This window comes from Candidatus Bathyarchaeota archaeon A05DMB-5, from assembly GCA_019685655.1.
Classification (GTDB): domain Archaea; phylum Thermoproteota; class Bathyarchaeia; order Bathyarchaeales; family Bathycorpusculaceae; genus DSLH01.
In genome coordinates, this window is the sequence record JABFQP010000003.1 from 222,290 (window position 1) to 238,817 (window position 16,528).

The 16,528-nt window shown below is 40.8% G+C and carries 23 protein-coding genes and 1 pseudogene; 7 read left to right on the forward strand and 17 right to left on the reverse strand.

Annotated features, from left to right (window positions below; translation table 11 throughout):
* Positions 1-8: 8 nt before the first annotated feature.
* Genes HM003_05620 through HM003_05630 form a run of 3 tightly spaced genes read right to left on the reverse strand, consistent with a single transcriptional unit; the run spans position 9 to position 993 of the window.
* Positions 9-365, reverse strand: a complete 357-nt coding sequence (locus tag HM003_05620) for a cupin domain-containing protein (protein ID MBX5328815.1) — start codon at positions 363-365, stop codon at positions 9-11.
* 55 nt (positions 366-420) lie between these two features.
* A complete protein-coding gene (locus HM003_05625) occupies positions 421-606 on the reverse strand; it encodes a DUF5320 domain-containing protein (protein MBX5328816.1) in 186 nt (61 codons plus the stop codon).
* Complete coding sequence (locus HM003_05630) at positions 607-993, reverse strand: PadR family transcriptional regulator (GenBank protein MBX5328817.1); 387 nt, start codon at positions 991-993, stop codon at positions 607-609.
* A gap of 141 nt (positions 994-1,134) precedes the next feature.
* Here HM003_05630 and HM003_05635 point away from each other — a divergent pair, with 141 nt between their 5' ends.
* Positions 1,135-1,461: a hypothetical protein gene (locus HM003_05635; GenBank protein ID MBX5328818.1), complete on the forward strand. Its 327-nt coding sequence runs from the start codon at positions 1,135-1,137 to the stop codon at positions 1,459-1,461.
* Here HM003_05635 and arsB read toward each other — a convergent pair.
* The 11 genes from arsB to HM003_05690 form a co-directional block, all read right to left on the reverse strand.
* On the reverse strand, positions 1,446-2,501 hold the full coding sequence (arsB, locus tag HM003_05640) for an ACR3 family arsenite efflux transporter (GenBank protein MBX5328819.1): 1,056 nt from the start codon (positions 2,499-2,501) through the stop codon (positions 1,446-1,448). The genes HM003_05635 and arsB overlap by 16 nt on opposite strands.
* Positions 2,502-2,521: 20 nt before the next feature.
* Positions 2,522-2,899, reverse strand: coding sequence for a universal stress protein (locus tag HM003_05645; protein MBX5328820.1), 378 nt, complete (start codon positions 2,897-2,899; stop codon positions 2,522-2,524).
* 92 nt (positions 2,900-2,991) lie between these two features.
* Positions 2,992-3,381 carry a winged helix-turn-helix transcriptional regulator gene (locus HM003_05650; protein ID MBX5328821.1) on the reverse strand — a complete coding sequence of 130 codons (390 nt, stop codon included), beginning with the start codon at positions 3,379-3,381 and terminating at the stop codon, positions 2,992-2,994.
* A gap of 57 nt (positions 3,382-3,438) precedes the next feature.
* Entirely contained in the window at positions 3,439-4,023 is a 585-nt protein-coding gene (locus HM003_05655) for a Fe-S protein (protein ID MBX5328822.1), read from the reverse strand.
* Positions 4,013-4,288 (reverse strand): hypothetical protein, encoded by a 276-nt coding sequence (locus HM003_05660; GenBank protein ID MBX5328823.1) that lies wholly within the window; start codon positions 4,286-4,288, stop codon positions 4,013-4,015. Before HM003_05660 ends, HM003_05655 begins: the two co-directional genes overlap by 11 nt.
* On the reverse strand, positions 4,285-4,989 hold the full coding sequence (locus HM003_05665; protein ID MBX5328824.1) for a hypothetical protein: 705 nt from the start codon (positions 4,987-4,989) through the stop codon (positions 4,285-4,287). The genes HM003_05660 and HM003_05665 overlap by 4 nt, the downstream gene beginning before the upstream one ends.
* Positions 4,990-4,995: 6 nt before the next feature.
* Entirely contained in the window at positions 4,996-5,703 is a 708-nt protein-coding gene (locus HM003_05670; protein ID MBX5328825.1) for a hypothetical protein, read from the reverse strand.
* Positions 5,704-5,726: 23 nt separating this feature from the next.
* Positions 5,727-6,458, reverse strand: a complete 732-nt coding sequence (locus HM003_05675) for a DUF169 domain-containing protein (protein ID MBX5328826.1) — start codon at positions 6,456-6,458, stop codon at positions 5,727-5,729.
* Positions 6,459-6,485: 27 nt separating this feature from the next.
* Complete coding sequence (locus tag HM003_05680; GenBank protein MBX5328827.1) at positions 6,486-6,890, reverse strand: zinc-binding protein; 405 nt, start codon at positions 6,888-6,890, stop codon at positions 6,486-6,488.
* Positions 6,891-6,924: 34 nt separating this feature from the next.
* Positions 6,925-7,362, reverse strand: a complete 438-nt coding sequence (locus HM003_05685) for a hypothetical protein (GenBank protein ID MBX5328828.1) — start codon at positions 7,360-7,362, stop codon at positions 6,925-6,927.
* Positions 7,363-7,381: 19 nt separating this feature from the next.
* Positions 7,382-7,705: a winged helix-turn-helix transcriptional regulator gene (locus HM003_05690; protein MBX5328829.1), complete on the reverse strand. Its 324-nt coding sequence runs from the start codon at positions 7,703-7,705 to the stop codon at positions 7,382-7,384.
* Between the two features lie 69 nt (positions 7,706-7,774).
* On the opposite strand from HM003_05690, the gene HM003_05695 reads away from it, so the two are divergent.
* The 5 genes and pseudogenes from HM003_05695 (at position 7,775) to HM003_05715 (ending at position 10,115) form a co-directional block, all read left to right on the forward strand.
* Positions 7,775-8,047 carry a DUF2703 domain-containing protein gene (locus HM003_05695; protein MBX5328830.1) on the forward strand — a complete coding sequence of 91 codons (273 nt, stop codon included), beginning with the start codon at positions 7,775-7,777 and terminating at the stop codon, positions 8,045-8,047.
* A gap of 13 nt (positions 8,048-8,060) precedes the next feature.
* Positions 8,061-9,098, forward strand: a complete 1,038-nt coding sequence (locus HM003_05700; GenBank protein MBX5328831.1) for a hypothetical protein — start codon at positions 8,061-8,063, stop codon at positions 9,096-9,098.
* 3 nt (positions 9,099-9,101) lie between these two features.
* The gene (locus tag HM003_05705; protein MBX5328832.1) at positions 9,102-9,305 is read left to right on the forward strand and encodes a hypothetical protein; all 204 of its coding nucleotides are present in this window, start codon (positions 9,102-9,104) and stop codon (positions 9,303-9,305) included.
* A pseudogene (locus HM003_05710) lies at positions 9,305-9,517 on the forward strand (hypothetical protein). Before HM003_05705 ends, HM003_05710 begins: the two are co-directional and overlap by 1 nt.
* 196 nt (positions 9,518-9,713) lie before the next feature.
* The gene (locus tag HM003_05715) at positions 9,714-10,115 is read left to right on the forward strand and encodes an arsenate reductase ArsC (GenBank protein ID MBX5328833.1); all 402 of its coding nucleotides are present in this window, start codon (positions 9,714-9,716) and stop codon (positions 10,113-10,115) included.
* A gap of 21 nt (positions 10,116-10,136) precedes the next feature.
* Here HM003_05715 and HM003_05720 read toward each other — a convergent pair whose 3' ends face one another.
* Positions 10,137-10,463, reverse strand: a complete 327-nt coding sequence (locus tag HM003_05720; GenBank protein ID MBX5328834.1) for a hypothetical protein — start codon at positions 10,461-10,463, stop codon at positions 10,137-10,139.
* A 132-nt stretch (positions 10,464-10,595) separates the two neighbouring features.
* On the opposite strand from HM003_05720, the gene HM003_05725 reads away from it, so the two are divergent.
* A complete protein-coding gene (locus HM003_05725) occupies positions 10,596-11,834 on the forward strand; it encodes a hypothetical protein (GenBank protein ID MBX5328835.1) in 1,239 nt (412 codons plus the stop codon).
* 367 nt (positions 11,835-12,201) lie between these two features.
* On the opposite strand, the gene mgtA is transcribed toward HM003_05725, so the two are convergent.
* Positions 12,202-15,183, reverse strand: a complete 2,982-nt coding sequence (gene mgtA, locus HM003_05730) for a magnesium-translocating P-type ATPase (GenBank protein MBX5328836.1) — start codon at positions 15,181-15,183, stop codon at positions 12,202-12,204.
* A 208-nt stretch (positions 15,184-15,391) separates the two neighbouring features.
* Positions 15,392-16,504 carry a TIGR04084 family radical SAM/SPASM domain-containing protein gene (locus HM003_05735; protein ID MBX5328837.1) on the reverse strand — a complete coding sequence of 371 codons (1,113 nt, stop codon included), beginning with the start codon at positions 16,502-16,504 and terminating at the stop codon, positions 15,392-15,394.
* Positions 16,505-16,528 lie beyond the last annotated feature (24 nt).

The following is a 16,528-nucleotide window of genomic DNA, read 5'->3' on the forward strand; positions in this document are numbered from 1 at the left end:
TTCAACTTCTAATGGGGGTCTTGGATGCCTAACAAAACTAGTCGTTCCTTGCTTTTTATTCCTCGTGGCATATTTGCTGGAACGAAAAGCATCTCACCCGAAGACAAATCAGCTTCTTCATTGCCTACGGTGAACGTTCCGCTGCATTCGAGGATTTGGAAGCAAACAGCGTAAGGTTCAGGGCGTGATGGGATTTCTTGTCCAACATTAAGGCAAATTAACACGAGATTATAATTTTCTGTTTTCATCAAGTCTTTCTTTACACTTTTGCGCTTTTCCATAGTATTTAGTACGCCTTTTTCTGGCGAAAATTCCACAAATTTTTTCAAGTTTATTATTTTCATTTCTTTTTCATTTTCTTTCATAAATATCCACCATTAAAATTAAAGGTAAAAGTGGAAAAGCGGATTTTCAAACAAACTAACGTTTTAGAGCCTCAAGTCGTTTGTTAACTTTTTCCAATCGTTTGGTTAATGCTTCTTTGTATTCTTCAAGCATCTTGACTTCTTCGTTAACATCCATTAGTGGCATGTGATAGCCCATACAGATTCCATGTCCGTGATGTTCATGATGATGCCCTGGTCTACAACAACTTTCTCCACACATTCACTTTTCACCTCCCTTTTCCTTCGCAAAATGTTCTTTATAAAAACGTGCTAGGTCGTCGAAAAGCAGTTTTCTCTGCACAATTGATTTAAGTCCCATTCTAAGAGCTTCCACGCCGTTTTTGGTTACTTTGTAAACGCGTTTGTCTGGACCGCCTTCGGTTTTCTCCCATTTGGATTCAAGCAAGCCTCTCTCTTCCATTCTTCTCAGAAGCGTATAGATAGAGCCCGGTTCGAGTTTGTGACATCCGCAGCTTCTTTCTTCGATTTCTTCTAGGAGCTGGTAGCCGTGCATTGGTTTTTCATAGAGTATTCTTAGCATTAGGAATTGTATCCAGCCTCGCTCTGGATAGTCATGTCGACAATGGCATCGGTTGGAACCACACATTGTTTTTGCCTCTTTTTCGTTCGGATAATGTATGTAACAGTGTTACATATATAAGTGTTACTCTCAACAACACGTGTGGTCAAGGTAAATCATCCAAAAGATTCTTTAATAATCGGCACTTGTAGAATAAGTAGACTCATTATGAGCGGTGAAGTTGTCAAAGTCAAAAGTTGGGAAGAATTCAAACGTTTAGTTATGGAAAAAAAGCCTAACTCCATTGTTTACAATATAGAACAGAACGGTTTGTCTCCGGCAAGAGAGCTTACAAACTTGAGACTAATAATACCATGCAAAGAATCGTATTACGTTTTCATTGATTTTTGCAAAGGAGACAGACTGAAAGAAACGGGCATATCTTTGCGCCGAGATAAGACGGGAAACCGCTACATTGACGAAAAAGACGTGATGCAATTCTTGAAAAATCAGTTTGGAGAAAAATTGGCAATTTGTTCTTACTGGACCATCTGACGTTTCTTTCGTGGAAAATATTTTCGGGTTCGCAAGCCAAGCTTGACAAGCGAAAGCATCAAGGGCACTTCCATTAACGGTCCTATAACTGTAGCCAATGCCGCTCCGGAACCAATACCATAAAGAGTAGTAGCAACGGCAATCGCCACTTCGAAGTGACTGCTTGAACCTATAAGAGTAGTGTCGATGGCGGTTTCGTAAGCCCAACCAGCAAAATAGCCTAGAAGATATGTCCACGTAATCATCGTAGCATAATGCAATAGGTTTGGAGCTGCAAGATAAGCAACCAAGAGAGGATTATTCAGAATTGTTTGCCCTTCAAAGGAGAATAAAACTATTAAAGTTGTTAATAGAGCAACAATGGAGATTTTTCCGATTATTGGCGTGTAAACGTTGGTGAACCACTCTTCACCTTTTTTATCTAATATCAGCTTTCGGGAAATTGCTCCTGAGACTATTGGTAAAGCTATAAAAAACAGCACACTCATAGCAATCAGATCCCACGGCACGGGAATGCTGCTTACACCTAAATACAGAGCCGCCAATGGAGCGTAAAGAAAGAGCATTAACAATGCATTGATTGCGGTATTTATCAATCCTTGTGCTAAATCACCTTTCGCGAGAAACATCCACCACATTACCATAGCAGTGCAAGGAGACAACCCTAAGAGGATGACTCCTGCAATGTATTGAGAATTTCCAGCCAAAATTGTGTTCGCGTAAAGTGTCATTAATGGTGGAGCTATGATCCAGTTAGCAATTATTGTAACGAGTAATGGTTTCGGTTTTTTGGCAGCCTTTTTGATATCGCTGAATCGTATTCCCACAACGGTTGGATACATCATGAAGAACAAGAGAATGCCTATCGGAATTGACAACTGCCCGAACTTAAGAGACTCCATAAATTCTCCGAATTGTGGCAGAAATCTTCCAACAAGCAGTCCAGCCACTATGCATATGGCTATCCAAAGCGTTAGGTATTTCTCGAAAATGCCAAGTTCGACTTTTCTGGTTGACGTGGGCTCTTCAGCAGAACTCAATTTTTCTCACTTCGACAAAATTACTTTACAACGAGTACACTAACAGGTGAGTCATAGCATATTTTGTTGCACACGCTTCCTATCAAATAGGCATGTATTGCGCCTATTCCTCTGCTTCCAACAACGATTAAGTCAAACTTTTCGTCTTCAGCCATGTCCGTGATGACTTTAGGAGTGTTAGGGTTCAAAACGGAGACAAGATTAAACTTAACATCATTGTTTTCTAGAATGGCTTTAGCCTTATCTAAGATTTTTTGGCTTACTTCCTGACCAGTAGGAGCGTGATAAACATTCACTACAGTTACCTGCGCAGAAAACTTCTGTGCAATTTGAATTGCTTGTTTCAGAGCTTTTTCCGCATACTCTGAACCGTCAACACCGACCAATATCTTTTTCAAGTGATGTTTCACCGTGAGCTATAAAAGGAACATATTAAAGTATTTAAATCTATTGTTACAATTCTCCAAGAGATAAATAACCAAGCATGTGCTTATCGCATGATGTGGAATCTGCGCAAGTTTTGAATTAATTTCGGGTCAGCTATCATGTAGTAAACCCATTTCCCTTCCTTTCTACTCCTTACTAATCCCACATTTTCTAATATTCCCAGGTGATGAGAAGTTGTGGGTTGTGTCAAGCCAAGCGCAATCATAATTTCGCAGACACACATTTCCCTAACTTCCAAAAGCTTCAAAATTCTTATTCTAGTCGCGTCACTTAATGCCTTGAAAAATTTACTTTGTTTTCCAGCTTCTTCTGCATTTGCAACTTCATCCGCAAGCTCTTTAAGCTCATCAGCGTATTTCAGTGGGTCATCATGGGGACATATTCCAGTGTTTACAAGCCGCTTAAGTCTTTTATCAATTTTTATCTTAGACATTTTGACCGTGATAATTTAACAAAACAAAATATTTAAATATGTTTTAAATTCGCGTTTTTACTTCAATTTAATAGGGCTCATCATCTTTTCAATTTGAATTCTAATCGCAACATTTTCTTCCAAGCTCAAGGGGGAGCAGTCATGTAACGATTTCTCGCCATTCAAGAGTTTTGCCGCAAAAGCGAAGCATCCTTGCTCTCCGCATTCTTTGCAGTTGGTCTTCGGCAGTTTTTCGTAAATCTTTGTTGGATCAAGTTCCTTCTTTGCCTTTATCAACTTGGGTTCAGGTTTTCCATGAATTTTGAGGTAGACGAAAGCATGGTTTATGAGGTTTTTTGCTTCTTCTATCAGTTGTTCCGCTTCGCTTCTATCTTTGACGTAGGTCATTCCGATTCTTCCAGTCGAAAACATTGTTATCAAATGCTGCTTGTATCTATAGCTCAAAGCGCCTAGTTTCTCAGAATATTTCGCGTTTGGAATCGCAAGATAAAGAATAGGAAGCACATCCTCAAGAGGCTTATCAGCGTGAGCCAAAAACTTAATCTTTTCAGGGTCTGCAGTGCAAGGCGTTATCTCCTTTATCTCAATCTTTTTAACTAAAACCTCAGGAAACAAAAGTTCCATGAAATCATCAATCTTCATTTCTGTTCCTCTCAAGAATAATTTCTTCAAGTTCTTTCTCGTCAAAATCCACGGGAAGCTTAACTGCACCATCAACTACTACGCATAAGCCTTGCACTCCGTACTTAGAAGCCTCAGGTGACTTAAGCGACTTCATTTGAACTTCAACGAAATCTTTGAATCTTGAGGTTACATTACCGATTTTATCCATAAAAGGGGCAAAATCACAAGCACAAGAGCCGAAGGGCACAAAGACCTCAATCTTCACCTTACTTTTTTTAGTCATATCAAACCTCTCAGTGTGAATCCAACCATTACGATGCCAATTATGAGAAAAACAATTCCAAAGCCTTTTGTTAACAAATCACCTTTTTCAGATATTCTTTGGCTTATAGCCTTCCTAGCTGTTGCGAGCAAAGTACTCAGCAAGATTACTGGTAACGCATGACCTAACCCAAACATAAAGAGTAGAAAACCGCCATGAAAAGGAGTAGGCGCTGTTAGTATGGTCAGCAGGATGGCGGGTAATACTATGGACAGTGAGCATGGCCCTAATGCTATAGAGATGACTAGTCCGAAAAGAAAGGAGCTAATTATATAATTATACTTTGAAAAGCCTGTTAACGCATTCAGTTTGAGGGCGTTTATCCGCTCGTTTAAAGAATTGCTAATATTGATTGCAATGTTAGTTTTTTTGAGATACCCTAAATTGTTAATTCCGAAAATTATGAGAATAGCACCAGCAATTCCAAGGAACATTGGATAATTTACCATACTTAACGGAATAAGAGAGGTTATAGCATAGCCAAGGAAAAAGAAGACAAGACACATGGCCAGAGTAAAACTCACTCCAATGACTACCCCTTTCAAAATATTTTTACCGACGCCTACCGCAAAAGTAAGATAAACTGAGATAAGAGCAATGGAACAAGGTGAAAGGAAAGTTGCGAGTCCAAGAAGGAACAAGCCAAAAGCTTCTTCAAACATGTTCTATCAAACCTCTAGAAGTTGATTTATTTTAGATGCCACAATATCTGGCGCTATCTGCTCTGTGTATACTTGAGCTACATGGAATGATTTGTCCACTAAAATAACACTTCCATCACGAATCGAGTAAGCAGTATAAGTGTTCACTATGTCCAATATCTGATCGTCATAATCATTACCCAAAATCCATGTAACGCCATAACTACTGCGGATACTCGCAAGCTGACTATTTGGGCATGTTGCAACGGCAACAGTCACTATAACGAACGGGTGACCTACGCAATAAGTGTTACAGAGACTCTTTAGCTGCCTGAGTTGATGTTTATTTATATCATAAATTTGTCCACTGCAACCCACCGCCATAAAATGAACGATGATGACTTTTTCGCTGTCTTGATTTAAAGTAAATTGTGTCCCATTTATGTCCCTTATAGAGAATGCTGATGCTAAACCCGTTGATGCCGAAGTGCTTGCAGCGCCACCTATTGACGGAGGAAGTTGACTAATATAATATTGCCAATAACCATATACTCCAAATATCATAATAGCCAGACAAAATGCTCCAAGAATCTTCCATTTTAACCACTTTCGTGGTTTTTTAACAGTTTCTCTTTCTTTCCTTATCTGATATGCTTCTTGCGACCTTTGCTGTTTTACTTGCCTTTTTCGCTGCTTTTCCTTCCAGCTTTCCCTTTTCTTTCGTTTTGTCGGCATACTTCCCATCCTTAATTTTAAAGCTAATTTGGATTATGACTTGTGTAGAGTTTGTATACTCTTTTCTCTTTCACAGTTTTCATTGCTTTTTTCGACAAGAATTCCAAAGACTGAACAATTTCTTCAAGAAGCTTAAGTGGAACTCCTATAAACATGTGCTCGGCCGGTGTATCTGTAGCTTCTCGACAACCATAACAGCCAGGGCTTATGTTAATTTCATCAGTTAAATATGGCACAACAGTCACATCAACACAACAGCATTGGAAAATAGAAGAGCTAAAGTTGAGGCGTCCCCCTTCTTTGAAGTTTCGGGCGAGGCAAAGCCACATAATTTGTTCAGGAAGCCCCTCAACCACGATGACGTCAGGAGTTAAGGGAAAATTTTCCAAAGGTCCAGCAACCACCGCCTTCGTTGCTCCAAGCTTTATTTTTGGTGTCATACTCATTGTTTTTGCTGCTGCTTGTTTACCTTGGAAAAGTCCTAGAGTGCAAAGCATTTCACCGCTAGAAATTTTTTCCGGCAATGGTGCAAATCCTAACGCTGCTTTTGCAGCTGGACAAGCTAAATCTTCAGAAGTCAACATTAGAGTTTGCCCTTTTCTTGCAAGCATGAGAAGCTGACAATATCTAGATTTCTGCTGTGGAGATTGTATGTTAGGATGCGGCTCTTCTGTTTTAACTATTTTAACAGCTATCACCGGTGAATCTAAACCCAAAATCTGTCCAATTTTTCTGCTGAGAATCTTGTTTTCCACAGCTCTAATTCCCCAATCTCATTACTGTTACAGTCTTGCCTCGTTTATGACTATTTTAGCTATTTTCTTGACATCTGCTTGATATATGTCAAGTATAGGCACCTTTTGCAGATACTTTGATATGTCTATCTCATAGTCTATTCTTTTTCCAGCTTTCTCCATAACTTTTGAAGCACACTTGTTGCCACATCCGTTTATGACGATGTTCTTTTTCGCTTTCTCCGCAATTTCCAAGTGTGGTTTTGAATTTGCAGCAACCGCCGTTGTGCAACACATTCGAGCTTTGTCCAAGTTAGTGAGCAAAACTCCAACTGCATGCCCTATTTGTCCCACGTTTGCCGCTCCATCACAAACCCAAACTACATTTTCATGTTCTGCAACCTTATAACAAAGCGGAAGAATTTTTGGCTGAATAATTGTTTCTTCAGACATATCGATTATTTCACCTCTTTTTTAAGTTAACAAATCATTTTTCTAGGATTGATTTTATGATTAGTTCCTTAGCCTTGCGTATGTCTTCTTGAGACACGTATTTTTCAACACCTAAGCCCTTGCCAATGTCAGTATGCAGAGCCACTTTTTTCATACCGATATCTCTGACAAGCACTATGCTCTTGTCAATTTTGAAACCAGCAGCCTCTATCGTCTTTCGTGCACATTCAAAAGGACAACCATCCACCGTTATGATTTTCTTTGCAGCTTTAGCCTTTCCAATAACTGGTTTCACACCCAACGGCACAGAAGGCAAACAACCAATAGCCACCTTTGCCAAGCCAAGCTCCTTAACAGCTTCCAAGCACGCCAAAGCGCTGGTTATTCCAGTGTTTGATAAACCGCCAAAACAAGAGAACAGTATAGCCTCATGCGTTGGCATTCCTTCTTGCCATTCTCCCTCTTTGGACATCTCCCATTTTCGCCTCCTACTAAACAATTTGTTCAATAACACGTTTCGAAATCGCATCCACCAAATCAACATCAACGGCGTCAATTATTCGAAAGACCTCAGGGTCAGTAACTGAATAAAACCTTCTGTTCCCATCTTTTCTATGCTTTACAAGTCCGCAATTTTTCAGAATGGCCAAATGCCTAGAAACAAGAGGCTGCGCGATTTTCACGTGTGGAATAATCTCGCATACGCATTTCTCGCCGCTACGCAAGCACTCCAGAATCTCAATCCTGATTGGGTCAGCGAGTGCATTGAAGATTTTAGCCTTGAACTTGTTTGTGTTTTTTATTTTTGGATGCATGTTCAAAGCAAAGTTAATAGCAATATTTAAATATTGTTATATTTCTCAATAATCAAGCAAGGTGAGAACATGAAGGAAGTAAAAGTAGAAGTCATTGGGCCTGAACCGCCGTGCATGCGGTGTCAAGCGGCAAAGAAGGCTGTGGAGAAAGCTGCTGAGAGACTGAAGCAGTCGGAGATTAGGGTGGAGATTCAAAAAGCTAACGTGATGTCAAAAGAAATAGTGGGCAAATATGGCGTTCTGGTTTCTCCTGCCATAGCCATAAACAACATTGTCAAAATTATGGGAAGGGTTCCGAAAGAAGACGAAATTGAAAGGTTGATAAGAGAAGCTGCAAAGTAGAGCCTGAAAGATTATGGATGAGAAAACAGTCAGAAGTATTCGAACAGCAATACTTTTGCTTTTTGTATTCACAGTAATCGGCTTACTAATTTACAGTCGCGTAATGGCTTATTCGCTTGCGCCAACAATGAAGCCAGCTGATTTTCATGGACTCGCCGTATGGGAAATCCCAATAGCCTATCTCATAGACTACTTTAGCCACGGATGGATATGCTTACTTTTTGCGTTTGTTGCTGCAGGGTTGGTTTACGAGTTTGTGCCGAAAGAGGCGATTACAAAGTATATGGGCAGCGGAAAGGTTGCTGGATATGGACTTGCTCTTGGAATGGCGCCTTTCTTGACTGTTTGTTCATGCACAATGGTTCCGCTGTTTGCGGGCGTGCTCTATGCTGGAGCAGGAATCGGTCCAGCCATAACTTTTCTTTTGATGGCACCCGCAGCCAACATACTAAGCATTCTATTAACTGGAGAGCTAATATCTTGGGAACTTGCTGGAGTGCGCATAATAGTTTCAGTTGTTGTTGCTTTATCTGCTGGCATAATAATTTCTAAGACTCCGTGGGGAAAGGCAATAGAGAAGGAGCATCAACTAAACGTTCCCGCTGGTCAGGCATCGGTTGAGGTGGTTAAGCCGCCTTTGGACGAGAGACTTTGGGCATCATTAAAATTCGCAGCATATCTAGCAAAGCAAATTTTACCCTTCTTTCTCGCGGGCTTAATTGTGGTTGGCTACGTGGAAGCCTACTTGCCCGAAGACATAGTTGGCACTTATCTGACGGGCGTAACAGGTGTGTTACTTGCGTCAGTTATCGGTGGACCATTGTACACGCCAACATTAGTCGAAATTGTTCTCGGAAGAGGAATGTACGCTTTGGGTATGTCAAAAGGTGCATTGCTCAGCTGGCTTATGGGACAGCCGTATGATGTTGCAAATGCTTTGGCTGTTTCGCGAATAGCTAAGTGGAAAGTTGTTTTAACATACATGTTAATTGCTTGGGCGGGCAGCGTAATATTCGGTTTATTATATGGCTTTTTAAGTGGGTCGCTGTAGCCTATGAAGGACGAAAAGACAGAAAAGAAAGCCTCATGCGCGTGCACACAAGCGGCAACAGACGTTCTGAAGTCAGTTTCGCCGATAAAAGAAGGAATGCTTAAAGAAGTAAAATGTAAAGAATGTGGAAAAACTTTTTTGGCAAATTTTGAAACTGAATACTGCTTTGACTGCCGAAGAAAATCAGGTAAGGAGGGAAAATCTTAATGGCAAACTCTTGTGCACCATGGTATCCAACAGTTTTTCCGGAAAAATGCGATGGTTGCGCCAGCTTTGGTAAGCCTAAATGTGTAGAATTCTGTCCAAATGGCGTTTTCATTCTTGAAGGCGGAAAAGCTGTTGTTGCATATCCATTTAAATGTGTAAACGGTTGCACAGCGTGTGAGCCGTTATGTCATAAAAAAGCGATAACTTTTCCAAAAAGAGAGTTTGCCTTTGCCGCGGTTAAGTCTGGAGATAAGGGGCTACTGCGCAAAACTACTTGCGTCAAGTGTGGCAAAACTTTCTGGACTAACAGAGACGCGGACACTTGCATGGACTGCGAAAGCAAAAGATAGGAACGATAATAAATTATTCAATCAATGATTATTGTAAAAGCAAAGTAGGATGACGTTAATGAGGAAGGTTCTTTTTGTTTGTGTTGAGAATGCTGGCAGAAGTCAAATGGCTGAAGCTTTTGCGCACTATTACGGTAAAGGCAAGATTGAAGCCATGAGCGCTGGCACAATGCCTTCTAAAGATGTTAACCCAGTTGTTGTGCAAGCCATGCGTGAAAAAGGAATTGACATATCACGAAACAAGCCGAAACTGCTTAGCACAAAAATGGTTCAAGAGGCAGACATGGTAATTGTTATGGGATGTGGTGCAGAAGGCATATGTCCAGCGCCATTGCTCAACAAAGTGGTTGATTGGGAGCTTGAGGACCCGAAAGGGAAGCCTATAGAGAAGGTTCGCGAAATTAGAGACGAGATTGAAAGAAGAGTCAAAAAACTCGTCGCGGAGTTTTCTGGGGCTTAAACCTTTATAGAGCGCTTTTCACTATTTGATGAAGCGCAGCATGTAATCGTTCACTGTTTGCAGAAAAGCTTCTTCCAGTTCTATGCCGTAGTGCTCAGCTAAGACAAAGATAATGTATAGTAAATCTGAAAGTTCCGTGGCAAGCATTTCTTTAGTCTTCGGCTTTTCTGGCGGCTTATAACCTTCTAAACCTTTAACTACAGCAGCCACTTCGCCTGCTTCTTCCAGTAAGTCGGTGACCATTACAAAGGGTGTCCAGTTTTTGCCTCGTTCTGGGTCGAGTTTATCGTTAATTTTGCGGAAGTTTTTCCAGCAGAGATGTTGAGCGTCACGTAGGGTTACAGACAAGCCGTTCACCGATTCACAATTTGGGAATGGGCAAATTAAGATTTTGGCTGGTCGCCGGGTTTCTGTGAGTGAAGGTGGCTTACATACAAAACCTTACCATGTTAGCAGGCGAATTGCGTTTTGGAATGACTGATGCAGTCTAAGGTAGGCTATCGTCTCACAGTATTCGCAGTGGTTTCGATGCTTTTTCTGTTGCTTATCAGCTATGCTGCGCCCACAGCAAACTACAACTCAAACGGCGACGACCGCAAATCAGTATTTACGTTCTTTGAAGATTATGAAGGTTGGATGCTTGAAGGTTATGAGCGATATGGTGAATTTTCGGTAAACGCTTCGTTGACTGCTGGGGTTGTTGTGGGAGTTGGAGAAGAATATGAAAGTATCCAAGATGCTTTGGATGTTGGTTTTTCGTGTCTTTATCTCAAAAAGCAAAGGTTCCACATTACAGAGCCTATAACGCCGCCTAAAGAAGATTTTCACATAATAAGCGACGGGGCTGAAATAGTCGCTGTTAAGCCGATGTCTACGGTTTTTGACATTCGCAATATACGATATGCGCATTTAGACGGTTTGTTCATTAATGGTAATGGTTTAGCTGAAAAATGCATAGATGCCATACGCATGTCAAGCCAAGTGCCTGTTCATCAAATTAGGAATTGCAAGATTTGGGGCGCCAAATTCGCGAATGTAGATTTGACGGGTTGTGAAGACACTTTGCTTTTTAACTGTTGGATTGATGGAAGAATAACTAATGATGTTTCAGATGCGATTACGGAGTACGGCGTCAAAATTGGCGAAGCACGCGATGGTTACAGAACTGGTGGTCAAGTAAACCTAATACATTGTTTGTTTGGTTTTCATAGAAAAGCAGACGTATATTCAAGGAATGTGGCGGAGTTGAAATTGGCGAATTGTCTTTTGGCAAGCAAAACAGTGTGGAGTGATGAGTTGGAAGCGCATATTATTGTTGAAGGTGGAACTGGAGAGAATGCGCTTTTGCCAGTTTTGGAGTTGACGAATTGTTGGGTGGAGAATGGTTTGGGCGGTGATGTTCCCAACATACTCGTAAGGAATCGGATGATTTCAAAGCTTACTGTGGTAGGTGGCATGTTTTACACGGACAACAGTCCAAACATTTACAGTCAGTTGAGCCCATGTGCTGAAACTATAACGTTAATCGGAGCATTATTCGAAAACAACTTTAACTATGATGGCTTTAATGTTGTGGCACCTACACAAAAGTTGGTTTCAATAGGAAACACGTACAACTGGCACGGAATAGATAAAACAAACGTCGCAACATACCTAATTTTCGATAAAGACGACACGCAAGTAGAAACAAACATTAAAATCAAAACGAATAATCGGTAAGATTCAGAGGACTATTTCATATCTATCCGAAATCATACCTTGAGTTTTGCTTGTTTTTTAAGCTCTCTGCGGAAGAGATACCCCCCTTATAAATACGTTGAAACCGTGGTAGACCTTGCACTAAAATCCGATTCTATTTGCTTTATGAGAACTAATCAAATTCGCCATAAATAGAGACATCTCCCACACACTCTTTTTTAAAAGAAAGTTGCCAAAACACGTTTTTCAAAGTCTATAGAAAATGCAAATGCTCCTCTTAAAAAGTGCTTGTTAGGTTTAAATCCTCAGGATTTATCCATGCAAAATTTGCATAAAAGGTACTTCGATAATTTTTTTCTTGAAACTGTGTTAGAAACTTCCATGACTTCTATGATAGTAAAAGGTTCTGATATTCTGTATTCACTTTCTTGTATTTCTCTTGAATAATGTCACTGATTTTCCGCCAATCTTCAGCTATTTGCGGCCAAAACTGGCTAGTCATCACTTGCTTCGTTACATATTCTTTCATAGACTTTTCTCGTTTTATTGTCCTCTGACGCCAATTAATGCTGACAAGTCCTGCACGTCTTAAATGTTGAATGTTATGGCCTACTTGGTCTTGGTCAAGAGGATAGCTCACGCTTCTTGTTAAATCGGCTAACAAGGAATCGATTGAGATTTCGTCTTCAGGACGCAGACAGATTATGGCCACCATATCTTGGACAAGTCTCGCAGTCTTGCTGAAGTAAAGTCCCCTGCGTCTTGTCGGAATCAGAACTTGCTCCAAGCGGTAGGCGTATTTTTTATAGAACCACTTTTTGACAGCTTCAGTTAGCACTAAGTAAGCGCCAATCAACGCCGCTAAGACCAAGAAAAACGTGAACGGTGGCTGCACAAAATGGAATAATTCGCCTAAGGGCGTGAATGGCAGTATTAATGCAAAGCCAACGATACTTAGGCTGCTTAAAAGTAAAAGTCTGCTTGGTTTGCTCTTGTAGAAAGGCGTCCTTCTCGTTCTTATAACAAATATAATAAAGGTTTGTGTACATAGGGACTCGAGAAACCATGCTGTTTGAAACAGCGGCTCGGTTGCGTTGAAAACAAGTAGCATTATAAAGAATGTTAGGAAGTCAAAGATAGAGCTTATTGGTCCTAAGAGTATCATGAATTTCCTTATGAAGGAGATATCCCATCGTTTGGGTTTTTCAACATACTCTGAATCTACATTGTCGGTTGTTATTGTGGATTGGGAGAAATCGTAAAGTAGATTGTTTAAAAGTATTTGTATTGGAAGCATGGGCAAGAATGGCAGAAACAAGGATGCTCCAGCGACACTGAACATGTTGCCGAAGTTCGAGCTGACACCCATCATGACGTATTTCATAGTGTTGCCGAAAGTTTTTCGTCCTTCTAAAACGCCTTCTTCCAGCACTCGCAAGCTCTTTTGCAACAATATGATGTCAGCGGATTCCTTGGCTACATCTACAGCATTGTCTACAGATATGCCAATGTCTGCTGTCTTCATGGAAGGTGCATCGTTGATTCCGTCTCCTAAGAAGCCAACCACATGTCCATTGTTTTTCAGCGCGGTGATTATTCTGTCCTTTTGGGCTGGCGTCACTCTTGCAAAAACGTTTGCTTCTTCAACCACTCTCTGGAGGGCTTCATCATGCATCTGAGCAATCTCGTTTCCGAGAACAACGCCTTTGATTTCAAAACCTAAGTGTTCACATGTCTTCCTCGTGACTAATTCATTGTCACCAGTGAGAATTTTTAGTTCCACTCCAGCCTTGCTTAATAGTTGCAGAGATTCCCGCGCTGTTTCTTTAGGCGGGTCAAGAAACGCCACAAAACCCAAAAACACCATATCGCTCTCATCATTCACAGAGTATACGGGCTTCTCTTCCCTAAGTTTCTTGTAGGAAACTGCTAAGACTCTGAACCCTTCAGCACTCAAATCATAGTATTTCTGCTCAATTTTTCTGCGAAAATCATCTGTTAAATCGAAAATCATGTCTTTATGTTCACAGTATGAACATACTTTGACTATCTCCTCTGGGGCTCCTTTAGCAATAAAATATCGCTGTTTTTCATGCTCAACAACGACGGAAACTCGCCTTCTTATGAAATCGAATGGAACTTCATCGATTTTCTGGTAATCTTTCACGTCGATGTCTTTATATCCAAGTATAGCCTCATCAAGTGGACTTATCAACCCTGTTTGGTGATAACTATTCAGAAATGAATACAACAGTACTTTTTCATCATCATTTCCTTCAATATCCACGTGCAGTACAAGCTTTATTTTGTTCTCCGTAAGCGTACCCGTCTTATCGGTACATAAAACATCCATACTTCCAAAATTCTCGATAGACGCGAGACGCTTTACGATAACGCCCTTCTTAGACATTGCAAGGGCTCCTTTGGAAAGGTTTACAGTAATAATCATCGGCAGAAGCTCAGGTGTCAAACCAACAGCCAGAGCTACAGCAAAAAGAAGGGACTCCAAAACGTCACGCTTGTAAAGGGCGTTTATGAAGAAAACAAACATCACCAGAAGAAAGGTGACTTGTATTACCAGAAAACCAAATCCCTTGATTCCCCTTTCAAATTCTGTTTCAGGCTCTTTTTCTACAAGTCTCTTGGCGATTTTCCCATATTCCGTGAACCCCCCAGTTTTCAGCACTACAGCTGTGGCTGTTCCACTCACAACCGAAGTCCCCATAAAAAGACAGTTATTCCATTCAGTAGGTACTGTTCCCTTTGCCTTTGCGGGCATAGATGTTTTTTCTACCGGAAATGACTCTCCCGTTAACGCTGATTGATTCAGGAATAAGTCTTTTGCAGTGATGACTCGTGCATCTGCAGGTACAATGTCTCCAGCTGCAAGATATACGATGTCGCCTGGAACAATTTCTGAAAGTTTCACTTCTTGTTTAGCGCCGTCTCTGAGAACTGTCGCGGTTGTGGTTACTTTTTCTTTAAGCATTTCTGCAGCTTTTTCTGCTTTGGATTCTTGATAAAAGTCAAGTATCACACTGACGAAAACAATAGAAAATATAATTGCAACGTTTATAATCTCTCCAAGAAAACCCGCAATTACCCCTGCAATCAATAGTATAATTATCAAGGGGCTCCGGAAGTGAGAAAGAAAATTGACAATAGTTGTTCTCTTCTTTTTCATTGCAAATTCGTTGTAACCATATGTTCTTAGGCGTTCTTCCACTTCTTCGGAAGAGAGCCCAGACAAGGAAGTGTTTAAACGGGCAAGAAGCTCGTCAATCGGTAGACTTAGAAGTTCTTCGGTGCTTAGCAGAGCCCAGCTCGAAACCTTGCTTGCACTCAACCTCTCTATGTGTTTACTCTTCATCATCTCCATCGTCCATTCCTCTTAAATCACTCTCGAGCTGAGCTGCAATACCGTTACAAACCCACACATTCTTAAAATTGTTTCCACAGTTTTTCATGCGACAAATTCGGCACAATCAACTTCTGATTAAAACGCAACGGAGAAAAAAGAATTTAAACATGCTTCAGAAAGTGGAAATGACCAAAAAGCTAACGGATTATGTAGAAAATTAGGGTATTATTTCGCATCCGTTGTATTTCATGAATTCGAAGTCTTTTAGGCTTACTCTTCCACTTTCAATAAGACCTTTAATTCTTGGCAATTCATCAGTTATCGCGTCCACCAAATTCTTCACAGTACCACACACTAAACGATAAGCTTCACCATTCCACCTTTTCGTAACATTCGCATACAAACAACGACCACCACAGACCCCGTAAATCTCACACTTTGTGCATGGTTCACCAACAAAAACCCGCGGCAACTTCAACGGTTCCGCACTGCTAATATGCCCTAAATAATAGTCTTTCATTCCCCACATCGTCGGACAAGGAACAATAAACCCATCAGTTTGAACAGCATAGTTAATCCATCCTCCACCACAACGCAGCAAACTCTCCTTCTCATCGAACAAAAACGAATTTGCCACGCCCAAAAAAGGATAAAGCCGCAAAACACACCCAGTCTTCTCTATGTAATCAACCCAAAACTTAACAAGCCTGCGAATCCCAGGATTATAGCTTTCCTCGCTCCATTTCTGGAAGCTTCTCCGTGCAAAATCGCTGCTCCAAAAACCCGCGTTCAATTGCCAATGCACAGAAGAAAACGAAAACTCCGCATTATCCACAAGCCACGTGACTTGCTTATAAATGTCCGTCTGCTCCATAACAGTCATACGCGCAATCAACTCGCCAGCAAAACCATTCTGCCTAATCAACCGTAAATTTTCAACAACCTTCCTAAAAACGCCCTTTCCCCTGTAAAAATCCGTTAAAGCCTCATCACCATCTACCGAAACAAGAATAGTGTGAAAACGATTAAAATAAGAAGACTCTAACTTATCTAAAAGCAAACCGTTCGTCTGAACCATAAAATGCTTAGCCTTCACACAGTCCATTATTTGTTTAATCCCATCAACACAAAGCAACGGTTCCCCACCATAAAAAGTCAAAACGCAATCTGGGTCTTTCTCGCAAAAACTCTTCAAAACATCCACGCTATAACTCATCTTTTTAGGCAAGCAATAGTCAACCTCAAACCCAGAAAAATCATCAGCAACATCCTCAACCGCCTCGCCAAAACAGTACCTACACTCAAGATTACACTCATTCGTCAATATCACATGAAAGAACGTAGGCTTTCCTCC